Annotated in this window: 20 protein-coding genes; 9 read left to right on the top strand and 11 right to left on the bottom strand. The window is 70.7% G+C overall.

Features of this window, described 5'->3' with window-relative positions:
• Positions 1–179: 179 nt before the first annotated feature.
• Both J2Z30_RS21000 and J2Z30_RS20995 read left to right on the top strand, forming a co-directional pair.
• Positions 180–1,556, top strand: a complete 1,377-nt coding sequence (locus J2Z30_RS21000) for an aminopeptidase P family protein (protein WP_044566924.1) — start codon at positions 180–182, stop codon at positions 1,554–1,556.
• 122 nt (positions 1,557–1,678) lie between these two features.
• The gene (locus tag J2Z30_RS20995; RefSeq protein ID WP_044566926.1) at positions 1,679–2,365 is read left to right on the top strand and encodes a GntR family transcriptional regulator; all 687 of its coding nucleotides are present in this window, start codon (positions 1,679–1,681) and stop codon (positions 2,363–2,365) included.
• Positions 2,366–2,431: 66 nt separating this feature from the next.
• On the opposite strand, the gene J2Z30_RS20990 is transcribed toward J2Z30_RS20995, so the two are convergent.
• Complete coding sequence (locus J2Z30_RS20990; protein WP_209468771.1) at positions 2,432–4,057, bottom strand: DHA2 family efflux MFS transporter permease subunit; 1,626 nt, start codon at positions 4,055–4,057, stop codon at positions 2,432–2,434.
• 348 nt (positions 4,058–4,405) lie between these two features.
• On the bottom strand, positions 4,406–5,338 hold the full coding sequence (locus tag J2Z30_RS20985; protein ID WP_044566928.1) for an SDR family oxidoreductase: 933 nt from the start codon (positions 5,336–5,338) through the stop codon (positions 4,406–4,408).
• A gap of 104 nt (positions 5,339–5,442) precedes the next feature.
• On the opposite strand from J2Z30_RS20985, the gene J2Z30_RS20980 reads away from it, so the two are divergent.
• From J2Z30_RS20980 to J2Z30_RS20970, 3 genes are all read left to right on the top strand, one after another.
• Positions 5,443–6,009, top strand: a complete 567-nt coding sequence (locus J2Z30_RS20980; protein WP_044566930.1) for a TetR/AcrR family transcriptional regulator — start codon at positions 5,443–5,445, stop codon at positions 6,007–6,009.
• A 166-nt stretch (positions 6,010–6,175) separates the two neighbouring features.
• The gene (locus J2Z30_RS20975; RefSeq protein WP_044566931.1) at positions 6,176–6,829 is read left to right on the top strand and encodes a hypothetical protein; all 654 of its coding nucleotides are present in this window, start codon (positions 6,176–6,178) and stop codon (positions 6,827–6,829) included.
• A 51-nt stretch (positions 6,830–6,880) separates the two neighbouring features.
• Positions 6,881–7,195: a DUF1330 domain-containing protein gene (locus J2Z30_RS20970; RefSeq protein WP_044566933.1), complete on the top strand. Its 315-nt coding sequence runs from the start codon at positions 6,881–6,883 to the stop codon at positions 7,193–7,195.
• Positions 7,196–7,308: 113 nt separating this feature from the next.
• Here J2Z30_RS20970 and J2Z30_RS20965 read toward each other — a convergent pair whose 3' ends face one another.
• Positions 7,309–8,229 carry a LysR family transcriptional regulator gene (locus tag J2Z30_RS20965; protein ID WP_044566934.1) on the bottom strand — a complete coding sequence of 307 codons (921 nt, stop codon included), beginning with the start codon at positions 8,227–8,229 and terminating at the stop codon, positions 7,309–7,311.
• 138 nt (positions 8,230–8,367) lie between these two features.
• Between J2Z30_RS20965 and J2Z30_RS20960 the strand changes: the two genes are divergently transcribed.
• The 3 genes from J2Z30_RS20960 (at position 8,368) to J2Z30_RS20950 (ending at position 11,719) form a co-directional block, all read left to right on the top strand.
• Positions 8,368–9,765 carry a PucR family transcriptional regulator gene (locus J2Z30_RS20960; RefSeq protein WP_052701124.1) on the top strand — a complete coding sequence of 466 codons (1,398 nt, stop codon included), beginning with the start codon at positions 8,368–8,370 and terminating at the stop codon, positions 9,763–9,765.
• 205 nt (positions 9,766–9,970) lie between these two features.
• Complete coding sequence (locus J2Z30_RS20955) at positions 9,971–10,465, top strand: flavin reductase family protein (protein ID WP_044566935.1); 495 nt, start codon at positions 9,971–9,973, stop codon at positions 10,463–10,465.
• A 39-nt stretch (positions 10,466–10,504) separates the two neighbouring features.
• Positions 10,505–11,719: an acyl-CoA dehydrogenase family protein gene (locus tag J2Z30_RS20950; protein WP_078957235.1), complete on the top strand. Its 1,215-nt coding sequence runs from the start codon at positions 10,505–10,507 to the stop codon at positions 11,717–11,719.
• A 96-nt stretch (positions 11,720–11,815) separates the two neighbouring features.
• Here the strand turns inward: J2Z30_RS20950 and J2Z30_RS20945 are convergent, their stop codons facing one another.
• The 5 genes from J2Z30_RS20945 to J2Z30_RS20925 form a co-directional block, all read right to left on the bottom strand.
• A complete protein-coding gene (locus tag J2Z30_RS20945) occupies positions 11,816–13,054 on the bottom strand; it encodes a DUF3500 domain-containing protein (RefSeq protein WP_209468770.1) in 1,239 nt (412 codons plus the stop codon).
• 8 nt (positions 13,055–13,062) lie between these two features.
• Positions 13,063–13,554, bottom strand: coding sequence for a nuclear transport factor 2 family protein (locus J2Z30_RS20940; RefSeq protein ID WP_052701126.1), 492 nt, complete (start codon positions 13,552–13,554; stop codon positions 13,063–13,065).
• On the bottom strand, positions 13,551–14,303 hold the full coding sequence (locus J2Z30_RS20935) for an HpcH/HpaI aldolase family protein (RefSeq protein ID WP_052701127.1): 753 nt from the start codon (positions 14,301–14,303) through the stop codon (positions 13,551–13,553). Before J2Z30_RS20935 ends, J2Z30_RS20940 begins: the two co-directional genes overlap by 4 nt.
• Complete coding sequence (locus J2Z30_RS20930; RefSeq protein ID WP_044566939.1) at positions 14,300–15,148, bottom strand: cupin domain-containing protein; 849 nt, start codon at positions 15,146–15,148, stop codon at positions 14,300–14,302. The genes J2Z30_RS20935 and J2Z30_RS20930 overlap by 4 nt, the downstream gene beginning before the upstream one ends.
• 112 nt (positions 15,149–15,260) lie before the next feature.
• Complete coding sequence (locus J2Z30_RS20925) at positions 15,261–15,734, bottom strand: MarR family winged helix-turn-helix transcriptional regulator (protein ID WP_044566941.1); 474 nt, start codon at positions 15,732–15,734, stop codon at positions 15,261–15,263.
• Between the two features lie 116 nt (positions 15,735–15,850).
• On the opposite strand from J2Z30_RS20925, the gene J2Z30_RS20920 reads away from it, so the two are divergent.
• On the top strand, positions 15,851–16,786 hold the full coding sequence (locus J2Z30_RS20920; RefSeq protein WP_044566943.1) for an NADP-dependent oxidoreductase: 936 nt from the start codon (positions 15,851–15,853) through the stop codon (positions 16,784–16,786).
• A gap of 19 nt (positions 16,787–16,805) precedes the next feature.
• Here the strand turns inward: J2Z30_RS20920 and J2Z30_RS20915 are convergent, their stop codons facing one another.
• From J2Z30_RS20915 to J2Z30_RS20905, 3 genes are all read right to left on the bottom strand, one after another.
• Complete coding sequence (locus J2Z30_RS20915; RefSeq protein WP_044566945.1) at positions 16,806–17,759, bottom strand: LysR substrate-binding domain-containing protein; 954 nt, start codon at positions 17,757–17,759, stop codon at positions 16,806–16,808.
• Between the two features lie 196 nt (positions 17,760–17,955).
• Positions 17,956–18,837: an NAD(P)-dependent oxidoreductase gene (locus J2Z30_RS20910; RefSeq protein ID WP_063790836.1), complete on the bottom strand. Its 882-nt coding sequence runs from the start codon at positions 18,835–18,837 to the stop codon at positions 17,956–17,958.
• Entirely contained in the window at positions 18,834–19,511 is a 678-nt protein-coding gene (locus J2Z30_RS20905) for a 4-carboxy-4-hydroxy-2-oxoadipate aldolase/oxaloacetate decarboxylase (RefSeq protein WP_044566949.1), read from the bottom strand. The genes J2Z30_RS20910 and J2Z30_RS20905 overlap by 4 nt, the downstream gene beginning before the upstream one ends.
• Positions 19,512–19,513 lie beyond the last annotated feature (2 nt).

The following is a 19,513-nucleotide window of genomic DNA, read 5'->3' as shown; positions in this document are numbered from 1 at the left end:
GGGCTATGGGTGCAGCGGTGCTTCAGGGCCTGAATTGCCCTGTGCGGGGCCGCATATGAGAGCGCAGAGCGTGGTGCCATGTGATGCGTAACGTAATAATGTGAAATTGCACAGGGTGCAAGGCCCTCGACGCGACGGATCGCGGAGAGCTTGTCAACCGTACGGATCAAGGAGGACCAATGCACGATGATCCCCTGACCGGCGCACCTCGGACGGCCGGCCATGACCTGCCCGTCTCACCGGAGTTCAAGGTCTTCATGGCGGGTGACTGGGCGCCGATGCCGCTGCCCGCGGACATCCGGCCCGCCGCCGCCGACTTCACCGCCGCTCGCCGCGCCCGGCTGTCCGCCCGCTTCCCGGGCGAGCGGCTGGTCATCCCCGCGGGAGAGCTGAAGGTCCGCTCGAACGACTGCGACCACCGCTTCCGGCCGTACAGCGCGTACGCCTGGCTCACCGGTCTGACCGGCGAAGAGCAGGCCGGGCATGTTCTGGTCCTGGAGCCGGACGGGCCGCACCGGCATGAGGCGGTCCTGTACGTCCGGCCCCGCTCGCCGCGCACCGACGACGGCTTCTACCGGGACCGGCGCTACGGCGAGTTCTGGGTCGGCCGGCGCCCCGACCTCGACGAGACCGCGCGCATGACCGGCATCCGCTGTGCCGTCATCGGCGACCGGGCGGGGCTGCCGCCGGGCCGCGACGCCACGGCCGACGCGGAACTGTCCGCGGCCCTGAGCGAGTTGAGGCTGATCAAGGACGCCTGGGAAGTGGGGCAGCTGCAGCTCGCCGTGGACCACACGGTCACCGGTTTCGAAGACGTGGTACGCGCCCTGCCCCGCGCCCTCGCCCAGCCACGCGGCGAGCGCTGGATCGAGGGCGTCTTCGGCCTGCGCGCCCGCGCGGAGGGCAACGGCACCGGCTACGAGACCATCGTGGCGTCCGGTGCCCACGCCTGCGTCCTGCACTGGATACGGAACGACGGGCCCCTGGACGCACGGCGGTTGCTGCTTCTGGACGCGGGCGTGGAGACGGACAGCCTCTACACCGCCGACATCACGCGCACCCTCCCGCTCTCCGGGCGGTTCTCCCCCGTGCAACGGCAGGTGTACGACCTCGTGCTCGCCGCCCAGGACGCGGGCATCGCGGCGCTCAGGCCGGGCGCGAGCTTCCGTGCTTTCCACCGGGCCGCGATGCGCGTGATCGCGGAGGGGCTCACGGAATGGGGTGTGCTCAAAAGCCCCGAGGGCGACTTCCACCGTCGCTACACCCTGTGCAGCAGCGGACACATGCTCGGGCTCGACGTACACGACTGCGCGCGGGCACGGGCGGAAACCTATCTGGACGGGGTGCTGGCGGAGGGTCAGGTGCTGACGGTCGAGCCCGGCCTCTATCTCCAGGCGGACGACGAGACGCTCCCGGACGAACTGCGGGGCATCGGGGTGCGCGTCGAGGACGACCTGGTCATCACGGCCGAAGGAGCACGGCTGATGTCAGGTGCCCTGCCGCGCACCCCGGACGCGATCGAGACGTGGATGGGAGAGCTGATCGAGAGTCGCTGAATCGGTAGCGGCAGCCGCACACGGGCACCCGCAGGAACAACGCCCGCGAGAACAACATGACATTGTACTCTGGTGATCCTCTCGGCCGGGAAGGCACGGGGCACGAAGGGAACACCACCGTCATGGGCCGCCTCAGGCAGCGCAACCTCATCACCACCAGGGAGCGGCTGCGCGACCAGGTGGCCCACGCCCTGCGCGCCGCGCTGATCTCCGGCGAACTGCGCCCCGGCGAGGTCTACTCGGCGCCCGGCCTGGCCGAGGACTTCGGCATCTCCGCGACGCCGGTGCGCGAGGCGATGCTCGACCTGGCCCGCGAGGGCCTCGTCGAACCGGTACGCAACAAGGGCTTCCGCGTCACCGAGGTCAACGAACGCGACCTCGACCAGTACACCGAGATCCGCGCCCTGATCGAAGTCCCCATGATCGGCCGGATCACCCGCGGCGCCGCCCGCGAGGACCTGGAAGCGCTGCGCCCGGTGGCGGAGGACATCGTGCGCGCCGCGCGTGAGCACGACCTCATCGGCTATCTGGAGGCCGACCGTCAGTTCCATCTCTCCCTGCTCGCGCTCGCCGGAAACGACCGGCTCGTCGAAACCGTCGGCGACCTGCGCAAACGCTCACGTCTGTACGGACTGACCACACTGGACGAGCGCGACCAGCTGATCCCGTCCGCCGAAGAGCACATCGAACTCCTCGACCTGATGGTCGCGGGTGACGTGAGGGGCGCCGAGAAGTGCATGGCCCGCCACCTCGGCCATGTGCGCTCACTATGGGCCAAGCCAAGTCGTCCCCGGCGGCAGGGCGGATGACCGGGTCGGTGGCGGTCTGCCGACAGCGGTCGCGGCCACCGGGCCGCGACCGCTGTCATCGCCGGGTCAGTCGTGCGGTGTGGTTTCGGCTCGCTGCCCGGGAGCGGGCATGGCCGTCGGCTTCTTGTGCGGGCTGAAGAGGAAACAGCACAGGGCGGCGGCCACCAGGACCACGGCGCATGCCACGAGGGCGGTCTGCATGGCGTTGACGAAGCCGGTGGCGAACGTGTCGGCGGTGACGCGTTCGTACAGGCCGGTCGTGGCGGGGTTCAGGCCGTCGGGTGGCGTGGGCGGACGGTAGTCATGTGCGGCGGCGGTGCTGCGGTCGATGAACTGGGCGCGCAGCTCCTCCGGTAGCCGACCGGCCCGCTTCTCGGCCTCGCCGCGCAGGGTCGAGGAGAGGCGGGCGGACAGCAGGGCGCCCAGCACGGCGGTGCCGAGGACACCGCCGATCTGCCGGGTGGTGCTGGAGACTCCGGAGGCCGCCCCGGCCAGCCGGGGATCGACACCGTCCATGGTGGCCTGCTGCAGTGGTGCGAACGTGGCGCCGCTGGCGATCCCGATGATGGTCAAACCGGGTAGCAGACGCCATGCGCCGCTGCTGGGGCCGACCATGGCGACCAGCACCAGCAGGCCGACGGCCAGCAGCGTCATCCCCGTCAGCAGGATGTACTTACCGCCGAAGGTGTCCGACAGCCGCCCGGCGTACATCGAGCCGACGGCGGTGAGCACGGCGTTCGGCAGCACCACCAGACCGGTCTCCAGCGCCGAGTACCCGCATGCCATCTGCAGGTACAGCACCAGCACGAACATGATGCCGATCATGCCCAGTTGGAAGATGAACCCGACCCAGTTGCCGACCGCGAAGTTGCGCGCACCGAACAGGGCCAGTGGCATCAGGGGCTCGTCCCGCTGCCGGTGCTGCCGGAGGACGAACGCCGCCAGCAGCGCGACGCCGGCGACGATGACCGAGGCGATGCTGATCGGCCCGGTGATGGTGCCCCAGTCGTAGCGTTCTCCCTCGATCAGGCCGAACACGATGCCGCTCAGCCCGGCGGTGGCCAGCGCGACGCCGACCAGGTCGAGTCGGTGTCGGCGCTCCGAGCGCATGGGCGGGGCGTACGTCAGCGCCAGCACGGCGGTGGCGATCCCGATCGGAACGTTGATGAAGAAGATCCAGCGCCAGCTGAGGTGGGCGAGCAGGAAGCCGCCGAGGACCGGGCCGACGATCGGGGCGAAGCCGACGATCGCACCGAACAGGCCGAACGCCCTGCCCCGCAGATGCGGCGGGAAGATCGTCAGGATCGACGAGATGACCTGCGGAAACAGCAGCGCGCCGCCCACTCCCTGCAGCAGCCGGGCGGCCAGCAGCTGGGGCGGTGAACCGGCCAGCCCGCACAGCGCCGAGGCGATGGTGAAGACGATGATGCCGATCACGTACAGCCGCCGGTATCCGAAGATGTCGCCCAGCCGTCCGGTGGTGATCAGCAGCACCGAGAAGAGGAGCAGATAGCCGTCGATGACCCACAGCACCTGGTCGTAGGAGGCGTCCATGCTGTGGATCAGCGTGGGGATGGCTACGTTGACGATGGATCCGTCGAGCAACGACATGAAGAAGCCGATGCACATGATCGCGAGAACCAGCCACGGACGCTGTGTGGCGGGTTGCTCGGGGGATTTGACTTCCGGCACTCCGGAGACCTCCCTGAGGGGAACCGTCTGCGGGGCGGTGACACGGACCAGGCCGCCGATGCCGGAATGGCGATATGGCTGGAACACGGTCCCGGGCAGATCCCCCGGGGCCCGGAAAGAACCAGAAGGGCCGACACGCGTCGCCACCATCACAGAACACCCGTTTCCAGGATGTGATGAGTGACTTCCACCTTCCCCGTGTCATCGGGACCCGGGTGAAGCTGGTTGGCGAGGCGAAATGCCCAACGGTGAGAAGCCGGTTCGGAGCCTAACACACCGTATTCGGCCCGCACGCACAGGAGATGACCCGGGCGGCGACGTGCTCGAGCCCGTCGTGGCGGATGTGGGTCAGGCGGGGGTGGCGGGGGTGGCGGGGACTCGGAAGTAGTGACCCTTGTCGAGGTCTTCGAGGAGGCCGGGGCGGGTCGGCCGCCAATCCAGCAGTTCGCGGGTCAGGGCGTTCGACGCCGCGACGTCCTGGCCGAGGAAGCCGCCGAGCCAGGTGAAGTGCTCGGCCGCGGCCTCGGGGGCCACAGGGGTCACCGGTACCTCGAGGTGACGGCCGATCACCTCGGCGATGTCCCGGATCGGGACACCCTCCTCCGCGACGCCGTGCAGCACCGATCCCGCCGGGGCCTTCTCGACCGCCAGGCGGAACAGCTGCGCGGCGTCGAGGCGGTGGACGGCCGGCCAGCGGTTGGCGCCGTCGCCGATGTGGCCGGAGACACCCTTGGCTCGGGCGATGGCGACCAGGGCCGCCATGAAGCCGTTGTCCCCCTCACCGTGGCAGGTCGGAGACAGTCGCACCACGGACGAGCGCACGCCGCGCGAGGCGAGTGCGAGCGCCGCCTGGGCGGTGGCCGACCGGACCGAGGCCGGCGAACCGTCGATCGTGGGTGAGTCCCGCTCGGTCGCCACGCGCCCGGACGCGAGGCCGACCACACCGGAGGCGAGGACGAAGGGGCGGCCGGTGCCGGAGAGCGCGTCGCCGAAGGTGTCAACGGCGCGGCGGTCGGCCTCGGCGGCACCCTGGAAGTCGCCGGTGAAGGCGATGTCGTGCTTGAAAGCGAGATGGATCACACCGTCCGACGCGGCCGCGGTGCTCCCCAGGACGTCGAGGTCGTCAACGGTGCCGCGGACCACTTCCACCCCCGCGGCGGTGAGGGCGGCGGCGGAGGTGTCGGAGCGGGCGAGCCCGACAACCTGGTGCCCCGAGCCGATGAGCTCGGGAACGACGGCGGAGCCGATCCAACCGGACGCACCGGTCACGAAGACGCGCATGAGAGATACCCCGAATCATCGATGTCAGTCACTGTCATCAGACTCTAGCATCTGATGTCAGTCACTGTCGTCGCGCGGGATCCGAGCATGGGTAGGATCTGAGCATGGGTAGGTGGGAGCCGAACGCGCGCGGACGCCTGGCGCAGGCGGCGTTGGAGCTCTATGGCGAGCTCGGCTACGAACAGACCACAGTGGCGGAGATCGCCAAACGGGCCGGCCTCACCGAGCGGACCTTCTTCCGGCACTACGCCGACAAGCGCGAGGTGTTGTTCGACGGATCGAGTGCGTTGCAGGAGCTGTTTGTGACCGCGGTCGCCGAGGCACCGCGGTCCGTGGCGCCGATCGGTGCGATAGCGGCGGGGCTCGAGGCGGTCTCCACGGTGTTCGAGGGTCGACGCGAGCACGCCCGGCAGCGGCAGGCCGTCATCGTGGCGAACGCGGAACTCCAGGAGCGCGAGCTGATCAAGCTCGCCTCGATGTCAACCGCGCTCGCCGACGCCCTGCGCCGACGCGGTGTCACGGGACCGGCCGCGAGCCTGACCGCTGAGGCGGGGGTCGCCGTCTTCAAGGTCGGCTTCGAGCTCTGGCTCACGGCACCGGAGGAACGTGAGATGTCGCAATTGATGCGGGAATCGCTGGACGAACTCAAGGCCGTGACCACGCGCGGCTAGGCAGTTTCGGCTGGAGCGGCTGGAGCGGCTGGTCGTCGGTCCGGGGCCACAACCGGCCACGGACGTGGGCTGTCGAGCCTGGGGGACATGGGCCGCGGCGAGTGGGGCGGACGCCTCCACCGACCACGATCCGCCGCGGATCCCGCATCGCCTAAGCTCACGCACCATGTCGTCACCGCACACCTCCTCCCCCGCGCCGGACGCCACGGTCATACGTGTCGGCCGCCGCAGCGCCCTGACGGGGCTCCCCTGCTCCATCGTCCTCATGGTCATCGGTGCCGTCGGCATCTTCGGCGTCGTCCTGGTCGCCACCGGGAAGCAGAAGGGAGAGTCCACCGTGACCGGGTACGTGGGACTCGCGTTCGCGGTGGCCCTCGGCGTTCTGGGCATCGTCCTCTTCATCCCCTTCTGGGCGAACCGCCGCAGCAGGATTCTCATCGACCACACGGGCTTCTGGCTCGAAAAGGGAGGGCTCCAGAGGGTCATCCCCTGGAACAGCGTCGCCGGAGTCGCCCTCTACTGGAGCGAGTTCGGCCGCAACGGCAAGATCTACTCCCTGGAGCTGTACCCCACCGCCACCATCGACCGCGACGACCCGCTCCTGTGGAGCCTGGTCCGCGACGAGGAGCCACTCCACCCCGGTCTCCCCCGCCTGCGCCACCGCGTCACCCTCACCGCCCCCAACCAGCGGCCGGTGGCCGAGGCGGTCCGGAGCCGCGTACCGCACATCTGGCTCGGCGAGTCCCAGCGCGCCGCGGGCCACATCGGCCGCCCCGACATCAGGGGACACCGGCAACGTACACGGGGCCGTACCTCCTGAACCCACCACAACGGCGTCGGACACGCCGTGTCCAAAGGAAATGGGGACCCCATGCCCGCTTACGTCATCGTCAACGTCGATGTGCTCGACGAAGAGGCCGGCCTGGCCTACGCACACGTGGCCCAGACATCCATCCTCAGCCACGGCGGCCGTTACCTGGTCGCCGGCCCCACTCCCGAGCCGGTCGAAGGCACCTGGGACTCCTCCCGGCTCATGGTCGTCGAGTTTCCCGATATGGACCGGATCCGGGAGTGGTACGACTCCCCCGAGTACCGGCGGGCCCGGGAGATACGAGAGGGCAAAGTCACGGTCGGGATGCTGTTCGTCGAGGGTGCGCCGCCCGAGGGCTTCTCCCTCCCGGCCTAGGAATTGTTGGGCGGTCATGTGCGGAGCCGGATGGTCAGGGCTGCCGCGGTGGCGGTACCGAGGAAAACGCAGCCGCGTCTGTCGTATCGAGTAGCGGCATGGCCCGTTGCTGGTCAAGTGAGCTTGGCGTCGACGTCGAGGGAGCCGACGATCGACCGCAAGCTCGCGACGAGCGCCGCGATGGAACCGGTACGGGCCTCGGCGCGGCTGATCGCGCAGATCCGGACACCGTCGGAGGCGTCGGCGATCCGCCGGAACACGACAGCGGGCAGGGAGTTGGTCAACGCGATCGGTCCGGGGTGGACACCCACGTGTCCACGCGTGGCCACGTGCACGGCCAGCTCGTCATAGCGCCCCACCTCCTCGATATGCGTACGGGGGATACCGGCCCGGATGATGTCCGCCTGCAGCTGGCTCTCGAGGTAGGGATTGTCGGCACGCGGGGTGATCAGGATCTGACGGGTGCGGAGGTCGGTGAGCGCCACCTCGTGGCGGCTCGCCAGCGGGTCCGCCGCCTGCAACACGGCGACCAGCGGGAACGAGCCGAGTACGGTACTGGCGATCCCGGGTTGCTCGGGGACCGACCAGCACAGGCCCACGTCCACCTCGCCGTCCGCCACGGCGGCGAGTTGTTCGGGGGTGTGCATGGGGACCGGACGCCAGCGGCCCCGGGCCTCGTCGTCAGCGGCGGCGCCGGGCCAGGCGTCGACCAGTCCTGGCAGGATCAGCTGCCCCAGCTCCGGGGTGTGGGCGACGACGAGGTCACGATGGCGCGCCGAGCGCAGACGGGCGGCCCGGTGGGCCTGGTGCAGCGCCTCGATGGGCGGCCGGATCGCGGCGGCGAACTCGGCGCCGAAGGGCGTCAGTCGCACCCGTCGGCTCGTACGCTCGACGAGTCGGCTGCCGAGGCTGCGTTCCAGACCGGCGACGGCCTCGCTGACACTGGGCGGAGCCAGGTGCAGACGGTCGGCCGCCCGCCGGAAATGCAGTTCGTCCGCGACGGCGAGGAAGCACTCCATCTGGCGCAGGTTCACTGCCGTTCTCCCGTCACTCCATAGGGTAAGAACCACGACGAGCAGCCAGACTCTTGTACCACATCGTTCGGATTCGCCGAACGATGGCTTCGGCAATCCCCAGTTGATCAGCCCTCGGGTTGGACTGAGTATGGCGATGTGAGCGAGACCGGTGGGCGACCGCGACGGGCCTGGATCGCGCGGCTGAGCCCGCGGGGTGAGGTCGGCCTCGACCGGGCGGCAAGCCCGCGCGCGATCGTCGAGGACGCCGTCGCGCGCGTCGGCGCGGACCCCGTGCGCTGGGCGATCGAGCTGAATTCCGTGGTCCTGCGGCGGATCGTCGACGAGGTGCCGGTGCTCGGCGGCAGTCCGGCCGCGGTCGAGATGCTCCGCCGGGGCAACGAAGCGACCACCCTGCGGGCGCTGTTCACTCTGGCGGAAGGCCCGGCAGCCGCCCCGCCGACCGGTGAGGCGATCCTGGCGGGCATCCGCGAGTTCGTTCACCGGGCCATACCGCTCGAGCGGGTGTTGCACGGCGTCCGGGTCGGGCACGCGGCGACGACCGAGGCGTTCCTGCGGGCCTGTGCCGGGCTGGTCGGCCCGGAGGAGGCGGTCGCCGAGGTCACGGCGATCTCCCGCGAGCTGTTCTCCTACGTCGATGAGCTTTCCGACACCATGATCCGCGCCTACCTCGTGGAGCACGAGGTGTGGAGCACCAGCGCGGCCGCGGCACGGGCCGACCTCGTGCGTTCCCTGCTGAGTGATGCCGCGGCGGCGGACGTCGACGAGGCGTCGCGCGTCCTCGGCTACAACCTGCGGCGGACCCACGAGGCGGTGGTGGTGTGGTCGGACTCGCCGAAGGGCGGCGCCACGCTGCAGGCGGCGGCGATCGAGCTGCTCCGGGCCCGTGGCGCCACCACGACGCTGGTCGTCCCCGTGGCCTCGGGCCGGTTGTGGGCGTGGGGCACCGTACCTCCCGACGGGACGGACGGGATGGACGGGACGGGCTGGACGGACCGGACGGACCAGACGGACCGGACCCACCCGACCGGTTCATGGGAGACCGTCACGGAGGCACTGTCCCGGCAGCGGATGCAGGCGGCCTTCGGGGCCCCGGGTTCCGGCGTCGCGGGCTTCCGCCGCTCGCACCGCGAGGCCCAGCGCGGGGAGAGGGTCGAGCGACTGCGGCGCGAGGCCGGACGGGCTCCGAGGTACGCGACCGCCTACGCCGACGTCGCCGCCATCGCGCTGTTGGCCACCGATCTCGACGCGGCCGGTGACTTCGTACGACGTGAACTCGGCGGGCTCGCCGCCCGCGGCGCGCCCATGGAGGCACTGCGGACCACGCTCTACCACTACCTCGACGCCGAGCGCAGCCTCGTGGATGTCGCCCGACGCCTGCACGTGGCCAGGGGGACCGTGACCTACCGCGTGAAGCGGGCCCAGGAGGTGCTGGGACACGACCTCGACGACCGCCGCTTCGCCCTCCACACCGCCCTGGCACTCGCCGAGGAACTGGGGGACGCGGTGCTCCTGCCGCGCGACGTCGAGCGGTGAGCCCGATGTGCGGTGAGCCCGATGTGCGGTGAGCCCGATGTACCGGTCGCGGCTCGGCCCGGCAGACCAACGGGAGACCGGAATCCTGAGCCGGCGGACCAAGCGGCCGCCCCGGGAGCCGGAGTCTACTTCCTGATGTCGGACGCGGTGACGTACGAGACCGCGCATCCCGACAGACGGATTCCAGCCCAACGGGAGGCCCACGATGATCGACCGAGAGACCTTTACCGAGCTGATGAGCGGGGTGTGTGCCCCGGTCACCGTGGTCACGGCGACGACCGCCGACGGGCGACCGCACGGCAGCACCGTGTCGAGCTTCGCCTCGCTCTCGCTCGACCCTCCGCTGGTGAGCTTCGCCCTTGACCGCGCCTCGGGGCTGCTGGCCCACCTCCAGCCGGGTGACCGGGTGGGGGTGAACATCCTCGGCGCCCACCAGCAGGAGCTGGCGTCGGCGTTCGCCCGCCGACGCCAGGGACCGGGCTCGAAGTTCGACGGCGTCAGCTGGACCGTCCGCGCCGGACTCCCCTACCTGCCCGAGTCCGCCGGCTGGACGGCGGGACGCGTCGAACGCCACGTGGACGGCGGTGACCACGTCCTGCTCCTCGTGTGCCTCGAGGAGGCCGAGTCGACCTCCGCGGCCCCGCTGATCTACGCGCGCCGGATCTTCGGCACCCACGCCCCTCTCGCGGTCGCGAGCTGACCCGTACCCCGGATGATCCCCGCCACCGAAGTGACGACGATGAACATCACCATGGACGTTCCCCGCACCACCGACGCCGCGCGCAAGCTGCGGGCCGACCTCGTCGAGCGCGCCGCCGCACTGCGGCCGCTGCTCTCCGGCAACGCCGATCCGACCGACCGCGAGCGCGGAGTGCCCGCCGAGAACATCGACGCCCTGGCCGAGGCCGGTCTGCTCGCGCTGATGCGGCCCGCCCGGTACGGCGGTCTGCAGACCGACCACCGCACCCTGCTGGAGGTCGGCCGCGAGGTCGGGCGCGCCTGCGGCTCCACCGCCTGGGTGACCTCACTGCTCAACGCCAACGCGTGGTTCGTCGGGCTCTTCCCCGCCCAGGCCCAGGACGACGTCTGGGCCCACACCCCGCACGCCCGGGTCGCCGGGGTCGTGACCCCCTCGGGTACCGCGCGCGTGGTGGAGGGCGGCTACCGGGTCAGCGGGCGCTGGGCCCCCGCATCCGGGTGCGCCCACGCCGACTGGGCGGTCCTCGGGGTCAACCGGCCGGACGCCGAGGGCACGCCGGACGCCGTCGGCATCGTACTCGCGCCGATGTCGGAGCTGACCATCGAGGACACCTGGTTCGTGACGGGCATGCGCGGGACCGCGTCGAACACGCTCGTCGGCGAGGACCTCTTCGTACCCGCACACCGCTTCCACTCCGTCCCCGACGCCATCGAGGGCCGCTACGCCACGCCCTTCACCGACGAGGCGCTCTACCGGGCACCGTTCGTGCCGACCGCCGCGCTCGTGTTGACCGGGCCCCAGCTCGGGCTGGCCGCGGCGGCTGTCGATCTCTTGGTGGAGAGGGCTCCGCAGCGAGCGTTGACCCTGACGAGCTACACCTCTCAGGCCGAGGCACCCACCGTCCAGCTCGCCGCCGCGCACGCGGCGTCGCTCGCCGACTCCGCCCGACTGCACGCCTACCGTGCGGCCGCCGACATCGACGAGGCCGCACGGGCCGGGGTGTTCCCCGATTACGACGCCCGAGCACGGATGCGGATGGACGCGGGGATGGCGGCGGTCCACGCGCGTGAGGCGGTCCGCATCGTGTGCTCGGCCCAGGGGGCTTCGAGCTTCGGCGAGTCCAACCCGCTGCAGCGCATCTGGCGCGACATCGAGACCGGGAGCCGGCACGCCGTCCTCAACCCCGAAGTGGCCGCCGAGATCTACGGGAAGTCGCTGTTCGGCATCCGGGGCACGGTGTCCGCGATGGTGTAGGACGAGGTTCGCCGACGGCAGCCGACGGCGCGTCCGCGACGAAGGCGGTGCCCCGGGAGCGACCCCGCTACCGGGGCACCGCCTCGTCGTGCGATGTCAGCCGGCTCCATGACCTCCGTGGTGAAGCCGGTAGTGCTGGGCGAGGAGATCACGTCCGTAGTCGTTGCCGTTGGGCGCCCGCACGATGGTGTGGACGTGGAAGCGGGCGGGCTCGGGATTGGCGAGGAAGACACCGGGATGGTTGTCGTACTCGACCAGGAACACGGGTGAGTGGATCCGGTAGTAGAAGGCGCACTCGTCGTCATGGCCGCCGCGCCAGGCGAACCGCGTCTCGTCGAAGTGCTCACGGACGAGTGCCAGGGTGCGCTCGGCCTGTGGCGTCGGGAGGCGGTCGAGGTAGACCCGGATCAGCTCCACCAGACCGTCACGCTGGTCGGCCGGCAGGCTTGCCGCGACGATCCCCTCGGGAGGCAGGACGAGGTTGTCACTGCCCGCACCGGCGAGATGCCGTCCGTTCCACGGTCCGGCGAGCTCGGGCGGAAGGTCCTCCGCGCGCAGCGAGGACCCCATCAGGAACTCGCCCTCCCGGTCGGGGTCCAGGGTGCGGCGGAAGGTCAGGGCGACCTCGGTCTCGTCGCCGAAGGCCGTGATGCCCTCGAACCGTCCCGTCCCGGTCGTCGGCTCGGCACCGAGGAACACGGGGGCGAGAACCACCTGCCCTCCGACAAAGACGCAATGCAGGTCCACGTGATGGCCCATCAGCTGCCATCCCCACGGGGAGTCGCCCGAGGGAGTCCCGAAGACGGTGAACCAGTAGGCGAACTCCGTGAGGGTGTCCCGGTAGTCGTCGATGAGCTCGCCCAAGTGCTCGTTGAGTGCCATCGCCGCTCTCACCTGGGCGTATCCGGCAGGGCTGAGGCTCGCCTCGACGACGGCGAGTGCGCGGTCGCGGTCACGCTCGGTGAGACGCTCCAGGCGCATGCCCTTCGGGTGCCATGTCGGGATCGCGTTCGTCCACAACCGCCACTCCGGAGCGTCCATCGGCAACGCGGCGACCACCCTCTGGTGGGGCGCCAGCCCGTCGAGATAGGACCGGGCCGTTACGACGGCGGCGTTGGGGGAGGTTCCCGCACCGTCAAGGCGGTAGAGGCCCTGGCGCGGCGTGCCGTTGTCGGTGATGCCGACGTAGGGCTCGCGATGACGGCGCAGACCGGCGGTCAGCTCGTGGGCCGCCTCCGGCGGGATCAAGTCGTCGAACAGATGGGAGTCGACGATCGGCAGATCGCCCCGAGTGGTCGGCAGGGGGAAGTCTCCCGGGTGCCGCTGGTGGGACATCGGTCTCCTTACTCGGTGGGAACAGCGAGGACGTCACCCGGCAACAGGAAGCGGTTCTCGATCCGCCGGGAGGCGATGAGCCACCGGCGAGCCTCACCGTCCGGCCCGCCGGCCCGGACGAAGCGGTCGAACACGTCGGCGACCAGCACCGGAACGGCCGTCGGGACGGGAGGCTCGCCGTCCTGCGCGTAGAGCACCAGGGCGGACACGGCCTCGACGAGGCCGGTCTCGTGACGCAGGACGTGGAAGTTGGACATCAGGTGACGCGAGACCCGCGGGCCCCGTGCGGCGCGGTCGCCGTACACGCCGTTGATCTCGTCGGTCCCGCGGAAGGTCCGGCGCGAGAACGTCAGCTCGGCGTCGGTGGTGAAGAAGCCGGAGGCCGCCGAGCCATCGCCGTGGTCGATCTCGAACCACAGCGCCGTCACCAGCATCGACAGTTCGGTGTACACGAGGGCGAGGGCCGGACCGCCGACGGCCCCGGTGTCGTCGGCGGTCATCGGCAGACCGCCTTCGCGGCGGTGCGTACACCGCTCACCAACGCGTGTGCGCCCTGGCGCAGCATCGTGGTGTCGGCTCCCAGGACGAGGAAGTCGTACCCACGGCGGTCCAGCAGTTCCGGCGCGTTGCCCGCCGCGGTGGTGCCCAGGGTGATGTGGTGGTCGGCACAGCGCCGCTCGGCCGCCGCGACGAGGTCCGCCAGTCTGCCGTCATCCTCGCGGAACCGGCTGGAGACCGCGAGATCGGTCGGGCCGATGAAGACCGCGTCGACGCCGGTGACTTCACCGATCTCGACGATCGCCGAGAGAGCTCCGGCGCTCTCGGCCTGGACAACGAGGCGAACCTCGTCATTGCCGGAGCGCAGATAGTCGCCGAGGGCCTCGAGCCCCCACCGGCCGGCTCGTCCGGAGGTGCTGGCCCCGCGTCGTCCGAGCGGCGGGAACCGTGTCGCTCGCACGGCGTCCCGCGCCCGGGAGGCGTCATCGACCTGTGGGACGAACAACCCGGCCGCACCCGCGTCGAGCGGGACCTGGACGTCGCGTGGTGCGGTGCCGGCGACCCGGACGAAGGGCGCGAGCCCGCAGCCAAGGGCCAGCCCGATCATGGTCGACGCCGTGCGGCTGTCGATCGCGCCGTGCTCGGCGTCGATCACGACGAAGTCGAACCCGGCGAGTGCGAGCAGTTCGACGCTCTCCGGTGCCGGGAGTTTGACCCAGGCTCCGAGCCGGGGGAACGCAGCGCCCGTCACGGCTGGGTTCCCTGGTATTCGGCGGCGTTGAGCACCCAGCCCTTCACGAGGAAGTCCTCGCGCGGCGGGGCGAAGACGTCGATGAGCGTATGCGGGCCCGCGCCCACGGCCCGGGTGGTGTGCACGACGGTCGGCGGGATCAGTGTCATCGAGGGACTGCCGACCCGGATGTGCTCATCGTCGCGCCACTCACTCATCCGGCCGGTCCACGGAACCCGGAGGTGATGGGCGTAGCTCCCGACGAGGGTCACCGACATCTGCTCGAAGTCCTCGTGGGAATGCGGCGAGAGCCGTTCGGTGTCGCGGGGCCCCTCGTACACCGGAAACCAGTTCACCATCAGCGACGCCGTCCGGAAGATCCGGCCGAGGCGTCCCTCCTCCTCGGGTATGTCACGCAGGCGATGTATCCGGATCCCGTCACCGGCGGCCTCGGTGGGCTCCGGTAGCGGTGCGGCCCGCGGGTCGGGTGCGGCGGCATGGTTGACGGCCCGTCCCATCTGCTCGTCGCAGCGGGCGGTGAACACCCGCGCCACCGTCGTCGACGACGCCGCATGGACAGTGCTCGTACCGGCCGGTACGACGACGAGGGCGGGCTCGGACACGGACACACATGCCCGACCGCCGTGCTCCACGCCCACCACCGCGTCGTCCTGGACGAGCAGCACATACTCGTCGGGCAGGTCGTGTTCGGTGAGGCGGTCCTCCGCTTCGAGCTCGGTGATCGCCACCACGAAGTTCCGGCCGCACACCGACCACGTCCGGCTGCCACCGGCGGAGACCAGGTCCGGATCTCGCTCCGCGATCTCGTCGACGACGGAGGTTCCTGCGATTGCGGCGATGGTCATCGGCCCTCTCCTCTGTGGCACTGCGGGGACGACATGAGCTTCACGCCGGCCCGGCCCGGGAACAATCGCGAGTTTCCGAGCGCACCGATCGACTGAGCCGAACCATCGACACTCACCCTCCTTCGAGTTCCCGGCGCACGGTGGCGGCGACGCGGGTGAGCGCGGCGCCGAGGTGGCGGCGTTGAGCGGCGCTGAGGGGGTCGAACACGAGCCGCTTCACCTGCGCGACGTGTTCCGGTGCGCTCTCGACGAGCTTCCGCCGACCGGCGTCGGTCAGGGTGGCGAGGGTGTATCGGCCGTCGGTGGGATCGGGTCGGCGGACGACCCAGTCGCGGGCCTCGAAGCGGTCCATCACCTTCGACAGGCGAGGCTGGGTGCTGTCGCATTCCCGGGCCAGGTCGCTGAGTCGCATCGTGGCCTCGTCGGTCATGGACAGCCGGGCCAGAACGCCGTACTCGAAGTTGGAGATGCCCGCATCTCGTTGCAGCTGACGGTCGAGGGCCGCCGGGAGTGCGATGACGACGGTGAGCAGAGCCTGCCACACGTCCTGCTGATCGTCGTCGAGCCAGGGTGAAGGAGTGTCCATGAGACCCATCGTACTTGCCTGGGCAACTCGAATGACTTGCCTGGGCAAGTCTTGAGGGTTACTTTCTGAGTTGCCCAGGAAAGTGAAAATGGGCATACACACTGGAGGAAAGTGCCATGAAGGCAGTGCGTTACCACGGCTTCGGCGGCAGCGAGGTCCTGCGCTACGAGGACATCGAGCGTCCGGTCCCCGGCACCGGGCAGGTGCTGGTGCGGGTGGCCGCCACATCGTTCAACCCGGTCGACGACCACATCCGCGCCGGTGTGCTGACCGAGATGATCCCGGTCGCCCTCCCGCATGTGCCCGGGATCGATCTGGCGGGCACCGTCGCCGAACTCGGCGCGGAGGTGGCGGACCTGGAGGTCGGTGACCGGGTCGTGGCGATGCTGCCCCTCGACGCCACCGGTGCGGCCGCCGAGTACGTGCTCGCCCCGGCCGAGGCCCTGGTCGCGGCGCCCCGGACGATCGAGCTGGTCGACGCCGCGGCGCTGCCCCTGACCGGCCTGGCGGCCTGGCAGACGTTGTTCGAGCTCGCCGAGCTGAAGCCTGGGCAGACCGTCCTGGTCAACGGGGCAGGGGGTGCGGTGGGTGGCCTCGCGGTGCAGCTCGCCGTCGACGCGGGAGCGCATGTGACCGCGGCGGCCGGTCAGCGGCACGCCGAGCGCCTGCGGAGCTACGGCGCGGACCGGGTCGTCGGCCACCTCGATCGCGCCGAGGGCCCGGACGTCGTGGGTGGTCCGTTCGATGTCCTGCTGAACCTGGTGCGCGTCACACCGGATGAGGCCGCGCGGCTGTCGCGCTACGTCGCCGACGGCGGGGTGGCCGCGAGCGCGGCCGGCCCGATTCCCGAGGAACCCGCGCGGTCGGTGCGTACCGCGAGCCTGTTCGTCCGCGGCGACGCCGCCCAGCTGACCGAGCTGGTCGCCAGGGTCGACGACGGCCGGCTCCGGATCCACGTCGCCGCCCGCCGCCCGGTGGCCGAGTCACGCGCGGTGCACGAGGACGCCGCCGCCGGGCGGCTGCCCGGTAAGACCGTCCTGACCGCTCCCTGATCGCCCGGCCGGGACGCGCTCATGGATGAGCGGCGTTCGCCGCGACGCTCGGCTCGCGCCGTCCGGCGGGGCCGGGCTGGTCCCGGATGAGCGTGCGCAGCAGGTCCGCCACCAACGCGGCGGCCTCCGAGAGGGGCTGCACCTCGGGGGTGCACAGGGACATCGCGGTGTGGAGCTGGGAATCGGCGAAACGGTAGGCACGTACCTCATCGGGGGCGAAGTGGGCTCGGGTCGCCGTGAGCGGCAGGACCGTCACCCCGAGCCCGCTCACCACCGCGTCCCGTAGCACCATGCCCGGCTCGATCTCGGCGACGACCGAACAGTGCAGTCCCGCGGCGTGGAAAGCGGCGTCGGTGATCCGCCGCACGGTGTGCACCTCGCTCGGCAGGATGAAGCCCAGCCGGCTTGCCTCCTTGAGCGTGATGGAGTCGCCACGGTGGGTGACGGGCGGGAGCCTCGCGCTGGAGATCAGACAGAAGTCCTCTTCGAGGACGTGCTCGAACACGACCCCCTTCACATACCCGGGATCGTAGATGAGCGCCATGTCCACCTGTCCGAGCAGCACGGCCTGGCTCATCACCACCGTCAGGTTCTGGATCAGCTGCAGCTGGATGTTCGGATACCGTTCCCGCACCACCCGCAGCAGTGGTACGGCCAGGCCCGGCGCCATGCTGTACGAGGCGAGGCCGACGGTCACCAGGCCCGCCGGAGTGTCACCGCCCGCACGCAGGTCGATGCGGGCGGCCTTCTCCAGACGGAGAATGCCCTGTGCGTAGCGGTAGAGGGAGCGCCCGGACGCCGTGGCCACCACACCGCGGCCGGTGCGTGTCAGCAAACGCGTCTTGACGTCGTGCTCCAGTGCGGAGATGTGCTGGCTGAGCGCCGATTGCGTGATGTGCAGCGAGTCCGCGGCCCTGGTGATGTTGCCGACGTCGACCACTCTGACGAAGTAACCGAGCCTTCGGGTGTCCATCGCGCTCCTCCTCGGAGTTGTCGTCCCGGCGGCCCGGCGCCGCTGCGCGCGGTGGCGTGGTCCTGACCGAGGCGGCACCGGCCGACGGGACACGAGGCACGCAGGTGAACGTACCCCTCGTGGCCCGTCGGCGGAATAGGGGCACGGGCGGGCGGGCCACCGGCCGGGGTCCCGGTCGCGGCGGCCCGCGCCCCGTTCACCGGGGCGGTGGCTCACCGCCTCCTCCCGGCGAGAGAACCTCGTAGACGGCCGAATGGTCCTCGCCGCCGAGCCCGCGGCCGAGCAGTTCCGCGAACACCTCTCCGGTGCGGCGCGATTGCGGCAGGCGGGCGCCCAGTTCATCGGCGAGTTCGGCCGCGTACCGGAGGTCCTTGACCTGGTTGGCCGCACTGCCGCCGAGACCGTACTCCCGCTGGAGGATCTTGGCGGCTTTGGCCTCCAGTACGGCACTGGCGGCCAGGCCACCCCGGAACACTCGGACCAGCTGTTCCCCGCGGAGCCCGGCTCTACGGGCCAGATCGAGGGCTTCGGCCACGGACAGCAGGGTCGCGGCCACGATCACCTGGTTGCACAGCTTCGCCACCGTTCCCGTGCCGGGCGGGCCCATGTGTTCGACGGTCGCGGCGAAGGACCGCAGCACCGGCTCCACGTGGCGGTATGCCTTCGGGGTCGCGCCGGCCATCAGGCTCAGGGTGCCCGCGCGAGCCCCGGCATCGCCACCGCTCATCGGCGCGTCGACCACGGCGATACCGAAACCACCGAGCCGTTCCGCGAGCCGGCCGGCCTTCTCCCGGGACGTGGTGCTGAGCACGACCACGTGTGTGGTGCCATGGCCCGCCCATTCGCGGATGACGGGGTCCGGGGCGATCTCGTCGAACTGATCGACGTCCGGCAGCGCGGACAGCACGATCTCCGCGCGGAGGTCCCCGGGATGCGCGACGGCCCGGTCGCCGAACGCCTCCGCCCTCTCACGGGTCCGGTTCCACACCTGGAGCGGGAAGCCCGCGCGTGCGAGGTGCCCGGCGACCGGCGCGCCCATCGGGCCGAGGCCGACCATTGCGACCGTGGGTCCCCTCACTCCTCCACGACCAGACCCTTGGCCTTCAGCTTCTCGGCGAGTCCGTGCACCTCGATCAGGGACCTGTCGCCTCGGCGGTGCTGCTCCCGGATCTCCGCCTCATGGTCCTCTCGCTCCTGGCAGAGCCGGACGACCTCCTCGGCCTCCTCCGGGTCGACCACCACGATGCCGTCCGCGTCACCGCGCAGGATGTCGCCGGGCCGGACGATCTGCCCGCCGATGGAGATCGGCCGGTTCACGGTGCCGAGGGTTTCCTTGACCGTCCCCTCGATGCAGACCGAGCCGGAGAAGACGGGGAATCCCAGCTCTCGCAGGTCCGCGCTGTCGCGCACTCCGGAGTCGGTGACGAACGCGGCGAGCCCCTTGCTCCGGCACGCGGTGGCGAGTACGTCGCCGAAGGAGCCGGCCTGCTCGAATTCCGAGGCCGCGACGATCACGACGTCACCGGGCCGGGCATACGAGATCGCGACCTGGACCATGATGTTGTCGCCCGCCTGGGCCTCGGCGGTGAAGGCCGGACCACAGAAGGACATACCGGAGTCGACGGGCTTCAGCCGGTGCGCCAGCGCGCCCTTGCGCCCCTGCGCCTCATGGATGGTCGCGGCGGAGAACCGGCCGAGCGCGGCCACCACGTCCACGGACGGGCGGTCGAAACTGGTGCGCACATGGATCATGA

The sequence above is a fragment of the Streptomyces iranensis genome, assembly GCF_017874715.1.
In the GTDB taxonomy this organism is placed as follows: domain Bacteria; phylum Actinomycetota; class Actinomycetes; order Streptomycetales; family Streptomycetaceae; genus Streptomyces; species Streptomyces iranensis.
This window is presented reverse-complemented; position numbering and strand designations above follow the sequence as displayed.